The organism is Phytohabitans maris (assembly GCF_031085175.1).
GTDB lineage: Bacteria > Actinomycetota > Actinomycetes > Mycobacteriales > Micromonosporaceae > Phytohabitans > Phytohabitans maris.
This window is the reverse complement of sequence record NZ_JAVHUY010000023.1, coordinates 71,157-90,882: the sequence shown is the minus strand read 5'-3', so window position 1 is coordinate 90,882 and position 19,726 is coordinate 71,157. Positions and strand designations below refer to the sequence as shown.

18 protein-coding genes are annotated in these 19,726 nt (G+C 71.5%); 6 read left to right on the top strand and 12 right to left on the bottom strand.

Translation table 11 applies throughout. The annotated features are described in order from the left end of the window. Positions 1-79: 79 nt before the first annotated feature. From RB614_RS24140 to RB614_RS24130, 3 genes are all read right to left on the bottom strand, one after another. Positions 80-361, bottom strand: a complete 282-nt coding sequence (locus RB614_RS24140) for an adhesin (protein ID WP_308714893.1) — start codon at positions 359-361, stop codon at positions 80-82. Positions 362-436: 75 nt separating this feature from the next. Then, a complete protein-coding gene (locus RB614_RS24135; RefSeq protein ID WP_308714892.1) occupies positions 437-1,885 on the bottom strand; it encodes an alpha,alpha-trehalose-phosphate synthase (UDP-forming) in 1,449 nt (482 codons plus the stop codon). Positions 1,886-1,976: 91 nt separating this feature from the next. Further along, positions 1,977-2,381, bottom strand: a complete 405-nt coding sequence (locus tag RB614_RS24130) for an STAS domain-containing protein (protein ID WP_308714891.1) — start codon at positions 2,379-2,381, stop codon at positions 1,977-1,979. A gap of 160 nt (positions 2,382-2,541) precedes the next feature. Here RB614_RS24130 and RB614_RS24125 point away from each other — a divergent pair, with 160 nt between their 5' ends. The 5 genes from RB614_RS24125 to RB614_RS24110 all read left to right on the top strand — a co-directional run bounded on the left by RB614_RS24125 (position 2,542) and on the right by RB614_RS24110 (position 6,463). After that, a complete protein-coding gene (locus RB614_RS24125) occupies positions 2,542-3,222 on the top strand; it encodes a response regulator transcription factor (protein WP_308714890.1) in 681 nt (226 codons plus the stop codon). Beyond that, complete coding sequence (locus RB614_RS24120) at positions 3,219-4,574, top strand: sensor histidine kinase (protein WP_308714889.1); 1,356 nt, start codon at positions 3,219-3,221, stop codon at positions 4,572-4,574. Before RB614_RS24125 ends, RB614_RS24120 begins: the two co-directional genes overlap by 4 nt. Beyond that, positions 4,571-5,161, top strand: coding sequence for a GerMN domain-containing protein (locus RB614_RS24115; RefSeq protein ID WP_308714888.1), 591 nt, complete (start codon positions 4,571-4,573; stop codon positions 5,159-5,161). The genes RB614_RS24120 and RB614_RS24115 overlap by 4 nt, the downstream gene beginning before the upstream one ends. Positions 5,162-5,338: 177 nt before the next feature. Next, positions 5,339-5,896, top strand: coding sequence for an STAS domain-containing protein (locus RB614_RS44335; protein ID WP_428983098.1), 558 nt, complete (start codon positions 5,339-5,341; stop codon positions 5,894-5,896). 96 nt (positions 5,897-5,992) lie between these two features. Further along, positions 5,993-6,463 carry a cupredoxin domain-containing protein gene (locus RB614_RS24110; protein WP_308714887.1) on the top strand — a complete coding sequence of 157 codons (471 nt, stop codon included), beginning with the start codon at positions 5,993-5,995 and terminating at the stop codon, positions 6,461-6,463. A 307-nt stretch (positions 6,464-6,770) separates the two neighbouring features. On the opposite strand, the gene RB614_RS24105 is transcribed toward RB614_RS24110, so the two are convergent. From RB614_RS24105 to RB614_RS24095, 3 genes are read right to left on the bottom strand one after another with little or no spacing between them, the layout of a single operon-like run. Beyond that, the gene (locus RB614_RS24105) at positions 6,771-7,673 is read right to left on the bottom strand and encodes an AAA family ATPase (RefSeq protein ID WP_308714886.1); all 903 of its coding nucleotides are present in this window, start codon (positions 7,671-7,673) and stop codon (positions 6,771-6,773) included. Continuing rightward, positions 7,670-9,952 (bottom strand): hypothetical protein, encoded by a 2,283-nt coding sequence (locus RB614_RS24100; protein ID WP_308714885.1) that lies wholly within the window; start codon positions 9,950-9,952, stop codon positions 7,670-7,672. The genes RB614_RS24105 and RB614_RS24100 overlap by 4 nt, the downstream gene beginning before the upstream one ends. After that, positions 9,949-10,806 carry a TnsA-like heteromeric transposase endonuclease subunit gene (locus tag RB614_RS24095; protein ID WP_308714884.1) on the bottom strand — a complete coding sequence of 286 codons (858 nt, stop codon included), beginning with the start codon at positions 10,804-10,806 and terminating at the stop codon, positions 9,949-9,951. Before RB614_RS24095 ends, RB614_RS24100 begins: the two co-directional genes overlap by 4 nt. A 676-nt stretch (positions 10,807-11,482) precedes the next feature. On the opposite strand from RB614_RS24095, the gene RB614_RS24090 reads away from it, so the two are divergent. Further along, complete coding sequence (locus tag RB614_RS24090; RefSeq protein WP_308714883.1) at positions 11,483-13,567, top strand: caspase, EACC1-associated type; 2,085 nt, start codon at positions 11,483-11,485, stop codon at positions 13,565-13,567. 124 nt (positions 13,568-13,691) lie between these two features. Here the strand turns inward: RB614_RS24090 and RB614_RS24085 are convergent, their stop codons facing one another. The 6 genes from RB614_RS24085 to RB614_RS24060 form a co-directional block, all read right to left on the bottom strand. Further along, positions 13,692-14,351 carry a response regulator transcription factor gene (locus RB614_RS24085; RefSeq protein WP_308714882.1) on the bottom strand — a complete coding sequence of 220 codons (660 nt, stop codon included), beginning with the start codon at positions 14,349-14,351 and terminating at the stop codon, positions 13,692-13,694. After that, on the bottom strand, positions 14,339-16,351 hold the full coding sequence (locus tag RB614_RS24080) for a sensor histidine kinase (protein WP_308714881.1): 2,013 nt from the start codon (positions 16,349-16,351) through the stop codon (positions 14,339-14,341). Before RB614_RS24080 ends, RB614_RS24085 begins: the two co-directional genes overlap by 13 nt. A 173-nt stretch (positions 16,352-16,524) precedes the next feature. Further along, entirely contained in the window at positions 16,525-17,496 is a 972-nt protein-coding gene (locus RB614_RS24075) for a hypothetical protein (protein ID WP_308714880.1), read from the bottom strand. Continuing rightward, entirely contained in the window at positions 17,493-17,738 is a 246-nt protein-coding gene (locus tag RB614_RS24070) for a hypothetical protein (RefSeq protein WP_308714879.1), read from the bottom strand. The genes RB614_RS24075 and RB614_RS24070 overlap by 4 nt, the downstream gene beginning before the upstream one ends. 295 nt (positions 17,739-18,033) lie before the next feature. Further along, complete coding sequence (locus RB614_RS24065) at positions 18,034-18,882, bottom strand: SGNH/GDSL hydrolase family protein (protein ID WP_308714878.1); 849 nt, start codon at positions 18,880-18,882, stop codon at positions 18,034-18,036. Between the two features lie 34 nt (positions 18,883-18,916). Further along, the gene (locus RB614_RS24060) at positions 18,917-19,582 is read right to left on the bottom strand and encodes a hypothetical protein (protein WP_308714877.1); all 666 of its coding nucleotides are present in this window, start codon (positions 19,580-19,582) and stop codon (positions 18,917-18,919) included. Positions 19,583-19,726: the final 144 nt, after the last annotated feature.

Below are 19,726 nucleotides of genomic sequence, written 5' to 3'. Positions count from 1 at the left end.
GGGGGGGGGGTGGGGGGGGGGGGGGGGGCCGCGGGGCGCGGGGGGGCGCGCCCCCGGCGGGTGGTGCCAGACGAGGTGGTCATCCGGGCTGGTCGGTGATGGTGAAGGTGACGGTGCCGTCCTTGATGGCCGCGTCGATGGCTTTGTCGTCCAGGGCACGCACTGCCTGCGGGTCGAGGAACACCCGGGCGCCGGCGGAGTCGAGCACGTGGTCGCCGGTCACCGGGCCGCTGACGACCCCGGCGGTGAGCGCGCCGGGTTCTGATCCGGTCGCGATGCGAAGGCCGGCCTCATGGGGAATGCCGGGCCGGTCGGTGAGGCGGCGGATGAGGCCGATCGCGTTGTCGGTGAGGGTGACCATTCGTGTGGGACTCCTTGCCTTCCTGTCGGGTTCAGGTGCTGCCGTCTGCGCGGGCGCGGCCGGGGGTCAGGGGGGTCAGGGCGGGGTTCCGATGGCGACGTAGCGTGGATCGCCGCCGGCGTCGGTTAGCGGTGGCGGGGCGGCGAGCGTGTGCAGAAGACCTTCGACCCAGCTGTCCACGTCCTGCCCCTGCAGCCGTTGCCGGGCGGCGTTCAGATCGGCGGAACGGACCCCGGTCTCGGCCGCGGCCGCGGCCGCCGCGATCGCGTCGAGGAGGGCGTCCGGGTCGTTGGGGTTGACGGTGGCGACCCCGGGCAGCTGCTCGGCGGTGAACTCGCTGAGCACCAGACGGGCGGTGTCGTCGGTGCGTGTGACGAGGAACTCTTTGGCGGTGGTCGGGGTGCCGGCGCTCAGCGGTGTGGCGAGCAGGACATCCGCGGCCAGGTAGAGCGCTACCCGTTCCGGCAGCGGCGGGCTGCGGCGTAGGTAGTGGATGACCGGGTGTCCGATGCGGGCGTGTTCGCCGTTGATCTGCGCGACCCGGCGGTCGATCCGTGCGCGGGTCCGTTCCCGGCGAGGGGTGTCCGGCCCGTCAGGGGCGGCGACCTCGACCAGGACGGTGCGGCCGGGGTCCAAGCGTCCGGTGCCGAGCAAGGTGGCGTAGGCGTCGAGGCGTTGCTCGGTTCCCTCGGCCGGATCCAGCCGGTTGACGGCCAGCAGGACAGTGCGGGCGCCGTGCAGATTCGCCCGGATACCGGCCGCCCGTGCACGTATCGCATCGGCCGCGGCCAGCTGTTCGACAGCGGCCGCGTCGATCGACACCGGAAAGGCGCCGACCATGACCCGCCGGCCGTCGACGGTCACCGTACCGCCGCGCACCGGCAGGTGCAGTAGATCCGCGGCGAGCTCGAGCACGGTGGCGGCCGCCCGCGGGTGCGGCACGCTGATCAGGTCGGCGCCGAGCAGTCCGTACAGGGTCTGCGCCCGGGTCGGCAGCTGTACGAACAGTTCGGCCGGGGGAAACGGTGCGTGCAGGGACATGCCGATGCGCAGGTCGGGTCGGCGCCGGCGCAGCAGGGCAGGTACGGCCTGTAGGTGGTAGTCGTGCACCCAGACGACGCCGCCTGGGGCGGCCAGGGTGGCGGCGGCGTCCGCGAACCGCTGGTTGACTCGCTGGTAGGCCAGGCGCCACTGGTCGCGGAACTCGGGCGTCTCGACCCGCCCGTGGTAGAGCGGGGCGAGCGTGCCGGCGCAGTATCCCCGCTCGTAGTCCATGACATCGCGATCGGACAGGGCGACCGGGTGCAGGCGCAGGCCCGCGTGCGCGAACGAAGCGGTCGATACGTTGGCGCGTGCGGCCCAACCGAGCCAGACGCCGCCGCGGGCGGCTACGGCCGGGCCCAGGGCCGCTGTGCCGTCACCGATCCGGTCCGCCCACCTCGGCCCGGCCTCGTCGACCGCAACCGGCAGCCGGTGCGAGACCACCACCAGGTCGTGCTGGTGCGGGCCATGGGACGCGGTCATGATACTCCGATGTGGACGGTTGTGGCGCCTGCCTCACCCCGCCCGTCGGGGGGATGGGAAGGGCGGGGTGAGGGGCTCGAGGGCGCCGTCGTCACCGCGCCGGCCGCGGGTCCACGAGTGCGCCGCTGCCGGCCGCGGCGGACCACTCCTCGGCCGGCAGCGTGACCTCAGGCAAGACGATGTGCAGCACGTTCGCCACGCGGGCCAGGCGAAGGTTGCGGTGTACACCGACGGACGGCGCCCGCAGGCTGAGCCGCCCACCATCGCGCATCGCCTGACGGTGGGTCTCCAGTAGGGCGGCGACCCCGGACGCGTCGATACTCGGACAGCCGGCGAGATCCACCACGAGGTGCTCCGGGCGAAGTGCCAGAGCCTCGTCGAGCAGGGCCCGCACGTGGGGCGCGGACTGTGCGTCGATCGGCTCGGTGATGACGACCTCGACCAGTGGCACTCGGCCCGGCCGTAGCGGCTGTTCGGCCAGGGCTGGGGTACTCACGTGCGAACCTCCGCGTGCCGGTCGTGGTGATCTGGGGCCTGTCCAGCCTCTTGACGTGGTATGGCGGTCCGTCCGCGGTCTCGTGACAGTCCCATGACAAACCGCTCCGGGTGCCCGCCCGGGCTGCCTAATCGGCGGTGTGGCTGGGCATGATTTAGCGATGGAGCAGGTGTTGCTGATCGAGGACGACGACCGGATCCGGCTGTCGTTGACGCTCGGCCTCGAAGACGAGGGCTACACGGTAAGGGGAGCTGCCACCGCCGAGGAGGGCCTGCGGGAGCAGAAGCGCGCGCCGGCCGACACGGTCCTGGTCGACCTGATGCTGCCCGGCATCGACGGCTACGAGTGCATCCGCCAGCTGCGGGCCCGCGACGACGTGCCGATCGTGGTCGTCAGCGCCCGCGACGACACCCACGACATCGTCGCCGCCCTCGAAGCCGGCGCGGACGACTACGTAGTCAAGCCGATCGCCGTGAAGGAGCTGTCCGCGCGGCTGCGCGCGTTGCGGCGCCGCGCCCGGACCGCCACTGCGGCCGCCGCCGTACCCGCGCTGGTCTTCGACGACCTCGAGATCCGGCCCGAAGCCGGCGAGGTCGCGCTGCGCGGCAAGCCGGTGGCGGTCACCCGCACCGAGTTCCGGCTGCTGTGCGAACTGGCCGAACACCCCGGGCGGGTGCTGTCCCGGGCGCAGCTGCTGGAACGGGTCTGGGAGTACGCCTACGGCGACGAACGACTCGTCGACGTCCACATCGGACGCCTGCGGCAGAAGATCGAGGACGACCCGACCGCGCCCCGGCACCTGGTCACCGTCCGCGGCATGGGCTACAAGCTGCAGCGATGAGACGTCCTGGCCTGCGCACCCGGGTCGCCGCCGCGTTCGCGGCGGGCGCGTTCGCGCTGTCCGCGTCGATGGCGGCGCTGTCGTACGAGCTCACCGAGCGGGCGCTGATGGCCGGCCGAGAACGCAGCGCCCTACGTTCGGCGTACCTGGACGCGGGCGTGGTGCACGCCGGGCTGGCCACCGAGCGGCCCGACGTCTCCGCGGTGCTCAGCACCCTCAACACCGGAAACACCCGCCGTGCTCTGCTGCACCGCGACGGACGTTGGTACGCCCGCGCCGCCGACGCCGGCCTGACCGACGCCATCCCACCCGCCCTGCAAGGCATGGTCGAGCAGGGCAAGCTCAGCAAACAGCGCGTCCACACCGACAGCGGCCCGGCCGTCGTCGTCGGCGTGCCGCTCCCGTCCAACAGCGGCTTCTACGTCATCGACTCGATGCGCGAGCTCGACCAGACCCTACGCACCCTCGCCCTCGTGCTCACCCTGGTCGCCGCGGGCACGACCGCGGCCGGCGCGGGCTTCGGCTGGTACCTGACCCGCCGCGTGCTACGCCCCCTCGACACGGTCACCGCCGCCGCCCGCGAGATCACCGCCGGAGACCTCAACGCACGCCTCGACCCGGCCACCGAACCCGACCTGGAACGCTTGACGACCTCGTTCAACGAAATGGTGGACCAGCTTTCGGCCCGGCTGGAACGGGACCGCCGGTTCGCCGCCGACGTCAGCCACGAGCTGCGCTCACCCCTGCAGACGCTGTCCGCGGCGACCAGCGTGCTGGACCGGCACCGACCCCAACTGGGCGGCCGGGCCGCCACCGCCGTCACCCTGCTGTCCGAGGAGGTGGACCGGTTCCAGCGGCTGGTCGCCGACCTGCTGGAGCTGGCCCGCGACGATCAACCGATCCAGCGCACACCGGTTGACGTCGCCGCCATGGCCCGCGAGGAATGCCGCGCACGCGGCCTGCCCGAACAGGTGGTGCGGGTGGCCGAGGGGAGCACCGCGAGGTGGTCGGTCGACCGTCGCCGCTTCATCCAGATCCTGGGCAACCTGCTGGACAACGCCGACCGGCACGGCGGCGGCGCGACCGCCGTGTCCCTCAGCCAGATGCCCGACGCGTTCGTGCTGGAGGTGGACGACGAGGGGCCCGGCGTGCGACCGGAAGACCGCGAGGCCATCTTCGACAGGTTCGTGCGCGGCCGCGCCGCCAGCGCCCGCGGCGACAGCGACGGCACCGGCCTCGGCCTGGCACTCGTGGCCCGGCACGCCAGCGCACACGGCGGTCGTGTGAGCGTGACCGACCGGCCCGGCGGCGGCGCCCGCTTCCGGGTCGAACTGCCCAGGGCGAACCCGTGACCACGCCCCGCCGTCGCCGGGGCGTTGCCGCGCTGACTCTGCTGCTCGTAGCCGCCGCCACCGGCTGCGGCGTCCAAGCCGAAAACATCCCCCGCGAAGCGAACCCACCCAACGGCATCTCGCACGCCTGGGCGACCCAGACACCGCCAGACCCCGGACCCGGCGCCGGCCCCATCCAGGAACGCCTCTACTTCGTACAGGACGGCGAACTGGTCGCCGTCACCCGCAACCTCGACGCCCAGCCCAGCGTGGACGAGCTCGTCGACGACCTGCTCGCCGGACCCACCGACGCGGAGCAACGCGACGGCCTGACCAGCGCCCTGCTCGGCAACGACATCGTCGTCGGCGTCCAGCTGGATGACGGGCGAGCCACCGTCGAGCTCACGGCCGGGTTGGACGAGAGCGGCCGCACCGACCAGATCCTCGCCTTCGCCCAGATCGTCTGCACGCTCACCGCCAAGGACGCCATCACGGCAGTCTCGTTCACCCGGGACGGCCAGGTCGTCGGTGTGCCGCGTGCCGACGGGTCGCTGGCTGATGCGCCGGCCACGGCTGCCGACTACGCGAGCCTGCTCGCTGGCCCGTAGATGGACGGGACACGGCGACAGGCGGGTTGGGCGGGCCGTGCCGCGACTGGCGACCCGCACGCTGCCGGCCATGTGCCCGCCGGGTGCCGGCCCCGCGACGAGCCCATGGACCGACGCAGCCACCCCAGACGTCGCCGATGAGCGTTGCGGCGGCTGTCGCCGCATGCGCGGCCGTGGGTGTGCTGGGAAAGCTGGTCGGCGGTCCGGAAGGAGACTGACCATGCCACGCACGCAGCGACGAGACGCACAGGCGTCGCACCACACCGCTGGTCAGGGCCTGTCGTGACGCTATCGATCGCCCACGTCTATTGGCATGACAGCGAGTCGGTCATCCTCGACCTGCGCGGAACGCTTGACCACCGGACAGCCGCCGACCTGCAGGCGGCGATCACCGCTGAGGCTGGAAGCCTGCCGCGCCCCCGTTGCATCGTGGTGGATTTCACCGGCGTTGTGCATGTGGATCAGGCCGGCGTCGGCTGCCTTGCCGCGGCCAACCGTGCATGCGCGGTGGCAGGCGTCGCCCTGGCGGTCTGCGGCACCTCGCCGCTGATCCGCGCACTACTGCAGCTACAGACAGGCCCCGGACCGACTCCCGCCACCATGAGCGGACGTACAGCCCAGTGGTGCACCCCCGTGCGCCCAGCACGCCGGCGCCGTCCCAGCCGGCGGCTACCGGACCTCACGCCCCGACCGCCGAGCCCGTCGCCGCGGACCCGACCGTCGCGGGGACGATAACCGGACTGCCTAGGTCCTCATCGGCCTCTCGGGCACGCGGCTGGTGGCCGCATAGATAGCCGGAACCAGGCAGGGGCGGGCGGCGACTAATGGACCATGAGCCCCCTGCTCCGCAAGTCCTGCCGGCCGCTGCTGGCGGTAGCCGTCGCAACCATGTTGTTGACCGCCACCGGGTGCGAGCGCGGCCGGGACGTGTCGCAGCCACGCTCGACCCGGTCGGGAGCCGGGTCACCGTCTGCCGGTGCGTCGTCGGTGGAGGGCGCGTCGGCTGGGCCATCACTATCGGGCTCCTCGCCTGCCACCGACGCCCGCCTTGTCGAGGTCACCGTCAGGGGTGGCGAAGTCGACCCGGCACCTGGGCGGGTCACTGTCCGCAAGGGAGAAAGGGTTCGCCTGGTCGTCCACAGCGATGTCGCCGACGAGGTACACGTGCACGGCTACGACCGGGAGGCTGCGGTCGGGCCGGGCCACGATGCAACCATTGAGTTCGTCGCCGACCAGACAGGCCTGTTCGAGGTGGAGACCCATGAGACCGGCATGCTGCTGACCCAGCTACTCGTACGGTGAGCGGCCCGATCCTGGCGCACGGCATCGGCGGCCGGCAGGATCTGCCGATCCCGTTCGACTACGCCGTGGGCGGTGCGGTCGTCGCGCTGGCAGCGACCTTCGTGATCCTCACCCGCGCCTGGCCACGGTCGCGGTTCCACGGCGCTACGGCTGGTAGGCCGCTGCCCCGGTTCCTGACCCAAATACTCGACGCCCGCGCGGTTGGCGTCGCGTCACGCATGTTCGGTGTGGTGCTTGCCGGCTGGGTGATCGCGGTGTTGCTGTTCGGGCCCGCGCTCGGCCGGGACAACCCCGCGCCCGGCGTGCTCTACGTCTGGATCTGGGTCTGCGTCCCCCTACTGTCGGCACTGATCGGTCCGGTGTGGAAGCGAATCAGTCCGCTCCGCACCCTGCACATGGGTCTGTCCCGTCTGGTGGGCCAGGCACCGGAGCAGGGGCTGATGACTCTGCCGCCACGGTGCGGGTACTGGCCTGCCGCCGTCGCCCTGGTCGCCTTCGTCTGGCTGGAGTTCATGCTCATGAACGCGCGCAGCAGGTCCAGGCTGTCCTGGTCGTCGGCGCGGTGCATCTTCAGCCGGGTGATGTCGTCTAGCAGCAGTGCCCGTACGCCGTGGTCATGCAACGATGTGCGCACCGCGCGGGTCAGCTGCGGGAGGGTCATTTTGTGGTGGTCGGCGCCGAAGAAGTCCAGGATCGCCTCGCAGGTGCTCTTCGGCTTGGCGGTCACCGGGGTTTGTACGTAGGCGACCGTGGCGTGCAGGTCCCGGGTTCCCGGAATCGCGTTCGGGTTGAGCTGGTGGTGCAGGTCCAGCCAGGCGTCCTCGAAGCCGGCGGCGATCTCGCACGCGGTCTCGGTCTTGCCCTGATACCCGCCGCCGGTGATCATCAGCCCGGCGCGGGTGGTCGGCTTGTGCTTGAGCGCGTTGGTCTGCAGCCGGGACCGCATGATGCGGGTGACCGCCAGGCTCATCGGGGTGTCCTGCAACGGCAGGTTCGCGTGGGTGGCGGCGCGGTGCAGGTCGTGCAGATGCCGCTTGCGTGGGCTCAACGTCCGGTACTGCGCGATGCTCAACGCGGGTGCGGGGACGAACGCGTGGCGGGTCAGCCGCCATCGCCGCCACCCTTGCACGGTCTGCCGGTCAGCGACCGGTCCGGGCAACACGAACGATAGCGTGCCGTCCGCTGGTGGTTGGCGCGGTTCGGTGGTCACGACGCCTCCGACCCGGACGCGTCGCCGTCGCTGTCGTCGGTGGGCAGCAGGAACAGGTTGCGGCGTCGGAAGCCGTCGCCCAACCGGGCCGGCACGGCGAGCCGGGTGTCGGCGAGGGCTTGGTGGCGGCGGTGGCGGCGCTCGCCGTCAACGGCCCGCTGTGTCTGCCGGGCCGGCTCGCGCCAGCCGCCCTGTTCGGGCGGCCATGGCGAGGCCGCGGCGTCCGGGCGGGCTGGTTGCGTCCGCGACGACGACTGGCTGATCGGGCGATCCGCTGCGGCGGCCTGCCCTTGCAAGGTGTCGCGGGCGTGGGCGGTGCGTTCGGTCTTGCCCATCCGGGTGGGCCACGCCTCGACCGGGATGTGCCCGCCGATCAGGTCCAGCAGCAGCGGCAGCAGCTCGGTGTCCGTGCGGGGCCGCAGCCCGGCCCGCCGGGCTGCGGCCAGCAGGTCGCGGACCCGGGCATCGGAGAACGCGGGCACCTCGCCCTCTGGCGGTAGCCCGACCCAGCGCAGCGGGTGCCAGTCGTGCGTCTTCGGGTCCTGGAAGAACACGATCCGGGCATCGCGCGGGTCGCGCCGGATAACCCACCGTCCCTTGTGTCGGCCGCCGCGTGTGGACGGCCCGTCGCGGTAGTCGTCGAGTGCTGGCCCGTCGTACCACAGTCCGCGTACCTTCACCCCGCGCCGGCCGTGGATGGCCAGGTGGTGCGCCGGCAGCAGCTGGTAATACAACTCCGGGCTGGGGATCTGCAGGGCGAAGCCGCCCTGGGCCATCGCCGCGGCGAACAGGGTGTTCGGGCTGTGGTCGCCGACCGGATCCCAGCACGGGGCGTGTTCGCCGAGTCGCCTGTTCTGCCAGATCTTCACGGTCCAGGTGGCGACCAGGTGTTCCATCGCGTCGATGGTCAACACGGCGTCGGCCTCCGGGTCGACGCCGCGGTCGGCGACATCGACGCCGGTGTAGCCGAGCAGGTGCTCGAACAGCAGCGACCGTATGGCGCCAAATACGCGCTCGACCGCCTGCTTGTCCGTGGGACGCAGCACGCGACTGGGCAGAATGTTGGCGCCCAGCACCCGCTGCACCTCGACCAGATGATGGTTGCGATACGGGCCGCCGTGATCCGTGGTGACCGTCTCCGGCGCGAAAAACGGCAACCCGGCCACCTCGTAGCCGGCGAACTCGGCCACCACCGCGGCCGGCAGGCCCGGGTAGGGCCAGGCCATGTCCTCGCCCCAATCTGGCCGCATCGGCAGCGGCATCGTCACATCCCGCAACAGCATCGCCACATCGACCGCGCTGTCCGACACCAGCGTCAACCGGAACGCGACCAGCGAATGCGTGTACACATCCAACGCAAGAGTCAAATGTGTCGACACCGGCTCGCCGAACACGGTCTCTCGAACCTTGACCGGCAGGATCGTCGTGTCCAGGGCGACGACCTGGCCCGGCCGGTGCACCACCACGTGCCCGCCACTTGTCGGAAGGTCTGCGGTGCGGGCGTAGTGCTGGCGGGCTCCGCCGGGCCCGAACCACTCCCTCCAGACCAGCCGCAGCGTGCCGTAGCTCGGGATCGCCGCCTCCGCCTCCGGGCCGAACTGCTCGCGGACGTACTGGTGGATCATCCGTTCGCGGGTACGCATGCTGACCCGGGAACGGTGCATCGTTTCCTGGTGCACGGCGTGGATCGCCTCCCGGACCGGCTCACCGACGCTCGGGTGCCCCGCCCGCGGGCGCAGCCACCGCTGATCGGCGCAGCCGACCGGCCCGAACCGGCGACGGCCGACCTCCCACCGGATCAGCGTGCGCACCCCGACCCGCTCCAGCCCGAGCAGCCGGGCCTGAGCGCGGTCCAGGCCGGCCAACTCGGCGGCCTTGGCCTGCCGCCGCTGCGACAGCGTCGTGGTCGCCGGGTCGTAGCCCGGCCTCGGCTCGCCCGACCCGGGGTGCAGCGGATCCCCGCCGCGGTAGCCGGTCTCGACCTCCAGCAGGTGCGCCACCCGCAACGCCAGCAACTCCCGCTGCCGCGCCGTCAGATCACCGGCCACCGCGCTCTGCCGGCCACGCCCGGAGGCCGGCACCTCGGGCGTGCGGGTCGAGGGCCGGCAGCCCGGGTGGTTGGCCAGGAACCGGAACGTCACCGGCATCCGATCACCGCCAGCCGACACCAGCACCACCCGCCCGTACTGCGGGTCGGCCCGCTCCACCACCCACTGGGTTCCGTCGAGCACGATCGCCGCACCGGGTGCCAGGTCCAGCGGCGCAGGCGTCACGTTCATCGCGGGCCCGTGTACACCAAGGTGGCGTCGCCGAGCGGCGCGCCAAGCTGCACGCCGAGGCGGCGGTGCCACAACAGGTGCAGCAGCCAGGCCCGGGCCACCGCCGGCGCCACCGTCGATGCGGCCAGCTCGCCGAACGGGCGCGGCCCGTCCGCGACCGCCGCCGACAGGGCCTCGGCCAGCCCCAACCGGTCGGTCAGCGGGCGCCGCTGCGCGGACATGGCGTCCAACGTGGACATCACATGCGGCTGCCAGCCGGTCACCACCGTGTAACGCCAGCCCAACAGCACCGCCACCTCAGCCGTGGCGGCGAACGCCACCCGATCGGCGGCGGCGACCCGTGCTGCGGGCCGCACATCGATCAACCACCGACCCGTCCTGGTGTAGGCGAGGACGTCCGGCACGTGCTCCCGCGGACCATCAGGCGTCCAATACCGCAACCTCAGCGGCTGGGCGAGCACATCAACCAGATCACCGGCGAAATCCAACGCCAGCAACACCAGCGCCTCCGCCAACGACTCGAACCCGTGATGCCGGCCGGTGCTCACCAGAAACTGCAACCCGGGCCGATGCCGCTGACCCCGCCGCCACGAGAACCGCCGCACCGGCTCACACCCTGCCACCGGCATCGAGTCCAGCGCCCGCACCGGACAGACGACCTCGTCACCGGCGTACCGCCAGACCGCCGTCCAACGACTGGTCCAGCCCCGCCCGACATCCACCGCGCCGCGTACGTCATGCAGGTCAACGCCGGGCGCGGCCAGCTCGTCCCACCCGCACCGGTGCGACCACAGCACCGGCCGGTCAACCACGCCGACCGGGCCAGTAGTGCACCGGTCCTGCTCGACCGCCACAACCTCATCGAAGCGCATGAGTGGCGCGAGTGGGTGGCGCCGCGCCGCACCGGGCAGTGCGTCGTTCGCGCTCCCGGAGGGGACCAGGCGCCTCAAGATCCGGCCTGCCCGTGTCCGACGACCTCGGCCATGGCCGACCATTGCGGACCCGGCGCCCCCGGCCCCTGCCCAAGCACCGTGGCCGGAGGGCTCACCCACGGGCGCTACGAGCCCCCCATGACGGCGGCGGACATGGGCCAGGTAGCTCACCAGGGTCGCCTCGATCGCTTCAGCGTTCGCGGTCGCCGCGGCAACGATGGCTGTCTCGGCGCCGGCCTCGGCCCACTGGAGCTCCCCATATGCCATGTACGCCGCACTGATTCCCAACTGCTGACGGAGACGACCCAGCGCAGAGGGTGCCAGTCGTGCGTCTTCGGGTCCTGGAAGAACACGGTCCGGGCATCGCGCGCGTCGCGGCGGATCACCCACCGTCCCTTGTGCCGAGTCCCTGTTGGCGGCGGTCGCGGATGGGCCCCGCACGTTCGGTGTGTTGGCCGCGGCGACGGTGCATCGAGAACCATAAACATTATGTGTTGCAGGCCCAGTGCGAGATCAGCCGTGCTCCGATCGGCCGCGATGGCTGCAAGCCCGAAGTGGGTGTGTCGCTGGTGACTGTCCATCTGGGAGCATTTGGGGTATGCGGTTCACGATCCGGTTGTCAGCTGCGCCGGGACAGCGGTTAGCGGCCGGCGAGGCGGAGTCGCTGGTGCTGCGGCTGCGGCAGGAGTTGCTCGACCTCGGTGCGGAGCGGGTCGAGCGGGTGACGGCCGGTCCGGCCCCGCCGGGCACGCGGGTGGATGTGGTCGGCACGCTGGAGTTGGTGGCGACGGTGGTGGGCACGGCCGGGACAGTCGTGCAGCTGGCCGAGCTCGTGGAGCGGTGGCGGCAACGGCAAGACCGCAGCCAGGCCGTCCACCTGGACGTGGCGGAGGCGGACGGGCCGGCACCGCGTGCGCGAGTGACGGGCCGGGACGCGCTGGTCGTGGCGAACGCGACGTATGAGGATTCCGCGTTGAGAGCGCTGCGGTCTCCGGTCCATGACGCCAACGCACTGGCCCGGGTGCTGGGTGACCCCGCGTTGGGTGGCTTCGCCGTGGACTTGCTCACCGACGCGGACGAGCGGACCGTGCGACGGCGGGTGGCCGAGTTCTTCGCGGGCCGCGACAGCGAAGATCTGCTGTTGCTGCACTTTTCGTGCCATGGGCTCAAGGACGCGCGCGGGCGGCTGCATCTGGCCGCCCGGGACACTGAGCTGGGCCGGCTGTCGACCACGGCGGTGCCAGCGTCGTTGATCAACGACCTGATGGCCGAGACCGCGTCGGCGCGGGTCATTCTGGTGTTGGACTGCTGCTACAGCGGCGCGTTCGCGCGGGGGTCCCTGGTACGCGGCGACCGGGGCGTGCATCTGGCGGACGAGTTCGGCGGCGGCGCCGGGAAGATCGTGCTGACCGCGACCAACGCCACGGAGTACTCCTTCGACGGAGACGTGCTGTCCGAAAGCGACGCCAGCCCGTCGGTGTTCACCGGCGCACTGGTGCGTGGCCTGGCCACCGGCGACGCCGACCTAGACGGCGATGGCGAGATCACCGTCGACGAGCTGTTCGACTACACCCGCCGTGAGGTGGCCCGCCGTACGCCCGGCCAGGTGCCGATGAAGTGGGTCTTCGGGCTGACGGAACGGATCGTCGTGGCCCGCGGGCCACGACGCGCGCCCGCCCCCGAGCCTGCGGCTGCAGCTGCGGCTGTCGTAGCCGCGGCCGCCTCACCCGTCGCGTCCGGACCCACGGCGGCGCAGACCACCGCGACGGGCGGTCGGAGTATCGCCCATCCCGGCCTGGTGGCGGCGCTGACGTTGGCCACCGTCGTGTCGTTGATCCAGTTCGCGCAGATGGCGGGGGATCTGAACATTCGCGGCGCGACCGGCCTGTCCGGTGTCGCGTTCTTCGTGCTCGCCCCGGTGGTGGCGGCGATCGCGCTGGTCGTATCGCTGCGGCAGCGGGCCCGCAGCTGGACGGTTGGCATGGGCGCCACCCTGGTGGTCTGGGTCGGCCTGTTCGTGACCGCGGACCTGGGCGTCAACGCCGGACCTGCCGCGCTGGTCGGTTTCTACACCGAAGGCCCCGACCAGCCCGGCACTGCGGCCTATGTGCTGGACCTGACCGTCCGGCTGCTGGCCGGCTCCGCCGGCGTATTTTGGTACGCGCTACGCGGCCCCGGCTGGCCCCGCCCCAACCTGCCCGCATGGGGACACCGGCCGGCGCTGCTGCTGGCCGCCGCTGCGGCCGCGACGCTGTCGTTGGCCGGCGCGGTCGCGGTTTCCGCCGGCGCGGCCGACGGCCATCACGCGGTCTTCGACCTGGCCGGTTCGGCCCGCCTCGACGAGGCATACAACGCCGTCGTCGGGATCGGCAACACCTGGTGGATCGAAACCAACCGGGCCGCCGCCGCGTCCACGATCTGGTCTCTGGGGTGGCTCACCCTGCTCTCCACCGCGGTCGCGGCGCTAGTGTCGGCGCTGCGGCGCCGCCACCTGCGCTGGGCCGCCGCCATCACCTCATCGCTGGCCACGTCGGTCGTGCTCGGTCTTGCCGCGACCGGAACGCACGAGAACCAGGCCGGCGTACGTGGCCTGGCGCTTCTGCTGGCCGCCATGACGCTCGCCGCCGCCGCAGGCGTCCTCGCGTATGCCTGGCGCGGCCCGCGACCCGACCGAGACGCATAGTCCTGGTTACCGCCGGGCCTGTGACGGTGGCGCCGCGCCGTTCGGTTGACCCGACCCTCGGTGTCACTGGCACTCGGCTACGTCGTTGTTCGAGTCGGGGCAACACCCGCCCTGCAGAGCCCATTTACGGGGCATCGTTGGTCAGGTGCAGGGCGGTGAGGACGGCTTGTACCCGTCGGTGGGTGTCTGGGGTGTCGTTCAGGCCCATCTTGGTGAAGATCCGGGCGATGTGGCTTTCGACGGTTTTCAGGGTGACGGTGAGCCGGCCGGCGATGGCGGTGTTGGAGAGCCCTTCGGCCATCAGCGTGAGGACTTCGCGTTCGCGTGCGGTCAGTGAGTTGAGTGGGTTGGTGGCGGGTTGGCGGCGCATCAGATGGCGTAACAGTTGCGGGTCGAGGACGGTGCCGCCAGCGGCGATGGTGTGCAGTGCCCCGGTAAGGGTGTCCACGTCGACGACGCGGTCCTTGAGCAGGTAGCCGAACCCGTCCGCGTGCCGTTCGAACAGTTGGGTGGCGTACCGGGTCTCGATGCCTTGGGACAGCAGCAGGATGCCGAGTCCGGGCGTGCGTTGGCGCAGTTCGATCGCGGCGGCGGCGCCTTCGTGGGTGAACGTGGGGGGCATGCGGATGTCGATGATGGCGATATCAGGCTTGCACCGCTCGACCGCGCCCGTCAGTTCGGTGGCGTCTCGGGCGGTTTCGCAGACGTTGACTCCGGTCTCGTGTAGCAGCCGGGCCAGGCCCTCGCGCAGCAGCGCGGAGTCGTCGGCGATCACGACTCGCATGGCAGGGTCGCCTCCACCCGGGTGCCGTGTGGTTGGCAGTTCGTGACGGTGAGCCGGCCGCCGAGTGCGGCGACCCGGTCGGCGAGTCCTTGCAGGCCCCGGCCGGCGGGGTCGGCTCCGCCGGCGCCGTGGTCGGTGACCGTGACCCGGAGCTCGGTGGCGCTCGCGCCGTTGGGGGTGGCCGCCGCGGCGATGTGTACCGCGTCGGTGGTGGCGTACTTGGCCGCGTTGGATACCGCCTCGGCGATGACGAACCAGGCGGCGGACTCCACGGTGGGCGCGAACCGCTGTTCGGTCACGTCGGTGGTGAGCCGCAGTGGGATGCGCAGGGTCAGGTCTTCGACCGCGGCGCGCAGGCCGCCGCTGGCCAGCGAGTGTGGTTGCAGGCCGTTGGCTAGGTCGCGTAGTTCCTGCACGGCGATGGCGAGTTGTTCGATGGCGTGGCTGGTCTGCTCGCGTAGGACGTGCAGTGTGCCGTTGATCCGGGCGGACTGTAGCTGGAACGCGATGGCCAGCAGCCGCTGTTGGGCGCCGTCGTGCAGGTCGCGTTCCATGCGCCGCCGTTCGTCGAGGTGTGCGTTGGCCAGCCGGGCCCGGGATTCGCGGACGAGGTGGAGCTGCCGGGCCAGCGCGGCCCGCAGTCCGAGGTTGTCGATCTCGGCGGCGGCCACCCTGGCGACGGCGTCGACGACCACGCGGTCGGTACGGTGTGGGTCGAACTCGACCTTGGCGGCGGTGGCGCCCATCCGGGTGACGTCGACCGCGTCGCTGGCCGGCGTGACCGTTTGGCCGTCGGGGCTGACCCAGCCGCCGTTGTCGGCGGGGAACACGATCCGGACGTCGGGGTCGCCCAAAGCGGTGCGCATCAGCCCGACCAGGTCCGGCGACGGCGCGGCCAGGCCGGCGCGGATCATGCGGACCGCGTCGAAGCGGCGCCGGTTGAACCGCCGGTCGACTGCGTCGCGGGCCCACCGGTAGGCAGGCAGCGCGACAGCGGCGGCGACGAGGGTGGCCAGGACGGTGGTCGGCGTGGACCCCGAGTCCACGGCGGGGACGGTGCCGGTGACCGCCAGCACCACCAGCCCGTAGGCGGCTGCGACGGCGCCGGTCGCGGTGAGGTACGCGAGGGTCTTGACGACCGCCTCTTCCACCCCGTAGAGGCGGTACTTCATGATCGAGAAGCTCACGCCGACGGCGAGGCAGGTGAGCCCGGCGACGAACGCCCAACCGGATAGCGGTTCGTGCCCGGAGTAGGCGGCCAGGAACGCGACCACGACGCAGACCGGCAGCGGGGCGACACCGACCACGAGCCAGAGCATCCGCTGCCGCTCGGTGCCGCGGCTGGCGCGGAACCGGACCACGATCGCGGCGACCGAGGCCAGCACGCACAGCCCGAGCGTCACCACCGCCGCCGCGGCCACGGCGGCCGCCGGGCCGGCCAGCCCGGGCACGGCGAGGGGGCTGACCTGCCCCGCGTTGGCCCCGCCGAGCGGGGTGGACCGCAGCAGCGCCGCGACCTCGAACACCACGCAGGATCCGATCGACGCCCACACCAGCACAGCCCACCGTGGCGACATCGGGCGTCCCGACGGGGTCAGTTGCAGGCACAGCGCGATGAGCAGGAACCCCCAGGCGAACGCGGCGTCGCCCACCGCCGCCGCGAGCTCGCCGGACGGCAGGCTGCCCGGGTCGGCCCGGACCGCGAGCACCCCGTAGGCGTCGGCGAGGCCGCCGCCGGTGATCGACGCGGCCAGAGCCAGGAACAGCCAGCCGACGACGTTGCCGACCACCCGCCAGGTCAACACCACACCGACGAGCCAACAGACCAGCGTCGCCGTCGCATACGCGCCGGAGCTGGCGGACTCGAAGCTGCGCGGATACGGAAATCCGGTCGCGGCGATCCAGTGCTCCAGCAGCAGCGTGCCGGCAACCAGCGCGGGCACCACCAGCCACGCGGCCGCACGGCCCACCGTCACCAGCGGGGGCGTCCGGACCGTCATCGTCTCATCGTGGCAGCACACCGGCCGTGCGGGCGTCAGTGTCCACCCTGACACCACCCGGTGGTGCCTGCACCGGCCACCGTGGCCGGGCAGCGAGCTAGGTTTCGGTGACAGAAGACGTGCCCGTGACAACCACCTCGCTTTTCTTCGTAGCGGATGTCGCAGCGGAGCGGTCAGCAGTCGATGTGTAACGGGGATCGGTCCGCGTCAGCTGGTGTGAACTCGAGCCGGAGCGATTCGGCGCGGGGTAGCAGGATCGCCACGCCGTCGTCGGGGGTCCACTGTTCGGGCAGGAACAGGTACTGGTTGCTGGACTGGAGCATGAGTTTGAGGCCGTCGTACCGGAACCGGTACGCGGCGTCGGTGTCTGGACAGCGCGTCTCGTGGACGCCGGCGGCGTGGAGGTTGAGGCTTCGCTCGCTGTACAGCACGGCGGTGGGGTAGGTCGGCAGTTCCTGCGCGAACTGGCAGGCCCGGGTGCGCCCGACCGCGCCGGAGTAGTCGGTGGCAGCCCAGAAGAGGCTGGCGCCGACGAGGACCAGCACGGCCGCCCACTCCGCGGCGGCGGCCCACGCCGCCCCGGACGGGCGTGTGTCGCCTGCTTCACCTGCCGGCGGGGCTGCCGGCCGGGGAAGTATGCGCCGCAGGCTCACGACGTATTTGAGGAGCAGGACGCCGCCGGCCAGGCTGAGCGGTGCCGCCGCGACGTAGCGGTCCAGGACGGTCGCGGTGAACACGCTGACCAGTCCCGCGACGACCAGGGCGAGGCCGGCGCCTGCCAGGACCGGGATGCCGACCCGGGCCACGCCCGGGCGGACCGTGGCCGTGATGCGGGCGCGTAGGATCCGGTGGCCCCACAACGCGACCAGGCCGAAGCATCCCAGCACGGTCATGGGTACGAACAGGCCGTCCACGCTGCGGATCAGGTAGTCGCTGGTGGTCAGGCCGAGCAGGGTGGAGTTCACGCCGAAGTAGTCGAAGAACCAGTAGGAGAACATCCACCCGAAGTAGTAGAACAACGCGGTCAGCACGGTGGTGGGCGAGATGATCGCGCCGAGGATCCTGGCCAGTTGGGACAGCCCTGACGTGGGCGGCTCGTCGGGCTGCCCGGCCGGTGATGTCGCGGGGTCCGGCCGCTGGCTCAACCGGTCGCCTCCGCCGAGGGGCCGTCCGGCTCCGGTCCGCTCTGCTGCGGATCGGGTTCTTCCTGCGGGGTTTCCAGATCGTCCTGCTCGTCCGGTGAGACGCACTCCTGATCACCGGTCACGATGACCACCGTGGCCCCTCTGGCTACCTCGGTGCCCGCCTTCGGATCCAGTCCGACGAACTGGCACTTCGTCAGCCCGGGCGTGTCCGGATCGCCACGCGGCTCCTCCACCAGCCGCACGCAGAGCTCGCCCCCGCACGCCTGCCGGAACTTTTTGTTCGATCTCGGCCCGGACGCCGTCCGGGCCGGCCAGATCCTGCCCGTTGCGGGAAAATGGCCGGCACCTTGGCCGGCCCGCCCGGAGCCTCGTTGCCCTCCTCCCAGCCGATCGGGGCTCCCGCGTCCGGGTCGGTGTCGGTGAGGTCGTCGCAGCCAGCGCTGGCTAGGCCGATCAGCAACGCGACCGTGATACGCAGTCCCCAGCGTCGTGTCCGCATCGATAAACCACCCTCCGTGTGTGTCTGCGTATGTCCATTTAGAACAGTGCGTTCCAGGCGTGTTCGGCGTATTTGCGGTGGCCGTCGATGGACAGGTGGTTGAGGTCGGGGCTGAGGTCGGCCGGCACGAGGGTCATCTTCTGCAGGGCGCCTTGGTCGTAGGTGCAGGTGGGAAACGCGGCGCAGACGGTGGCGAGTTGCTGGTGGTAGTGGTCGACGACGTCCTGCAGGTAGGCGACCGCCTTCGGACGGATCCGGCGGTTGGCGTCGAAGGTGTCGCAGGGGCCGGTGCCGGTGTTGGCTTCGGGGCCGCCGGGCATGTCGGCGATGGTTTCGGTGTAGTTGGCGACGGTCGCCCACTGGCTCAGCATGTAGATCCTGGCCTGCGGGGCGGCCTGGGTGATGGTTTGTAGGGCGGTGCGCAGTGTTTGCGCGAACGGGTCATAGTTGTCGGGGTCGGTGCCGTCGCAGCGGATGTCGTTGTCCACGACCTGGATCAGCACAATGCCCGCGGGTGGCTGCGCCGCGGCCGCCTGCTTGGCCTGGCCGAGCAGGTCATCGACGGTGGCGCCGTCCTTGGCCAGGTTCATGTTGTGGCCGGTGTACTCCGGGGACTGGGCCTGCAGGCGCTGGTAGATGCTGTTGACGGCAGGGTTGGTGCCGGTGGCCCACGAGTTGCCGCGGGCGTCCCGGCTGCCGTCGGCGGGGTCGGAGTTGTAGCCGGTGGCACCGGAGTGGCCGAGCACCACGACGCTCCGGCCGTTGTTGGACGCGGAAGCCGAGGTGTCGTCGGCGGGCGGGCCGGGGTCGGCAGAGCATCCGGCGGCGAGGACGACGGTGCAGGCCAGGCCGATGGGCAGCCGCAGGCTGGGTGGGAAGCGCAGCATGATGGTGCCTTTCTGAGTCGTGTTCCGAAGGCGGTCAGGCGGCTGCTGGCCGCCAGACGGCGATCGCGGTGCCGACGGCCCACAGCAGCGCCAGCGGGATGGCGAACGCGCCCACGGTCGCCGTGATCGCGGCGGTGATGATGACCGCGCAGGCGATGCCGCCGATCGCCACCCAGCGGCTGAGCACCCCGGTCTTGAGGATCGCCAGGGAGAGGGTGAAGATCGACAACGCGAGCGTGGTCATGGTGACGTTGTCCAGCAGGGTGTAGCCCAGCGAGGTGGAGTACCGCAGGACGCTGACGTCCGGAACGGGTTCGCCGGCCACCTTCACCTGGTAGCCGATCACGCCGCGCACGGCCGCCGTGACCAGCAACGTGACCGTGTAGGCGGTGGCCATCACGTGCGCGAACCGGGCCAGGTGGTGCGGGCCGCTCCCCACCGAAACGAGGGTGCGCAGGTGGTTGGCGACGGCGGCGAAGCTGATCGCCGCGGTGATGGCACAGAACATCGACACCAGGGTGGCGGTCTGGTTGCCCGAATCCTGCCACCAGGCCAGCAGCTCGGCGTCGGTCGCATCGCTGGGTACACCCACGCTCGCCACGCTGGCGAACAGCGCCACAGCGAAAAGGATCGACGCACCTGACGCGATCCCCCGGGCGGCGGCAGTGGTCTGGCGTGGGCTGACGATTTCGGTAGTCATTTGTGGCTCCTGTCAACAAGATGTCCGGACCGGTTTCCGGCTACTGACCAATCTCGCTGCCAGGCCACGGTGGTGGCGACGGTGCAGGCACCAGTCGTCGTGTCAGGGTGGACACTGACGCCACGGCGGCCACCGTGCTGCCAC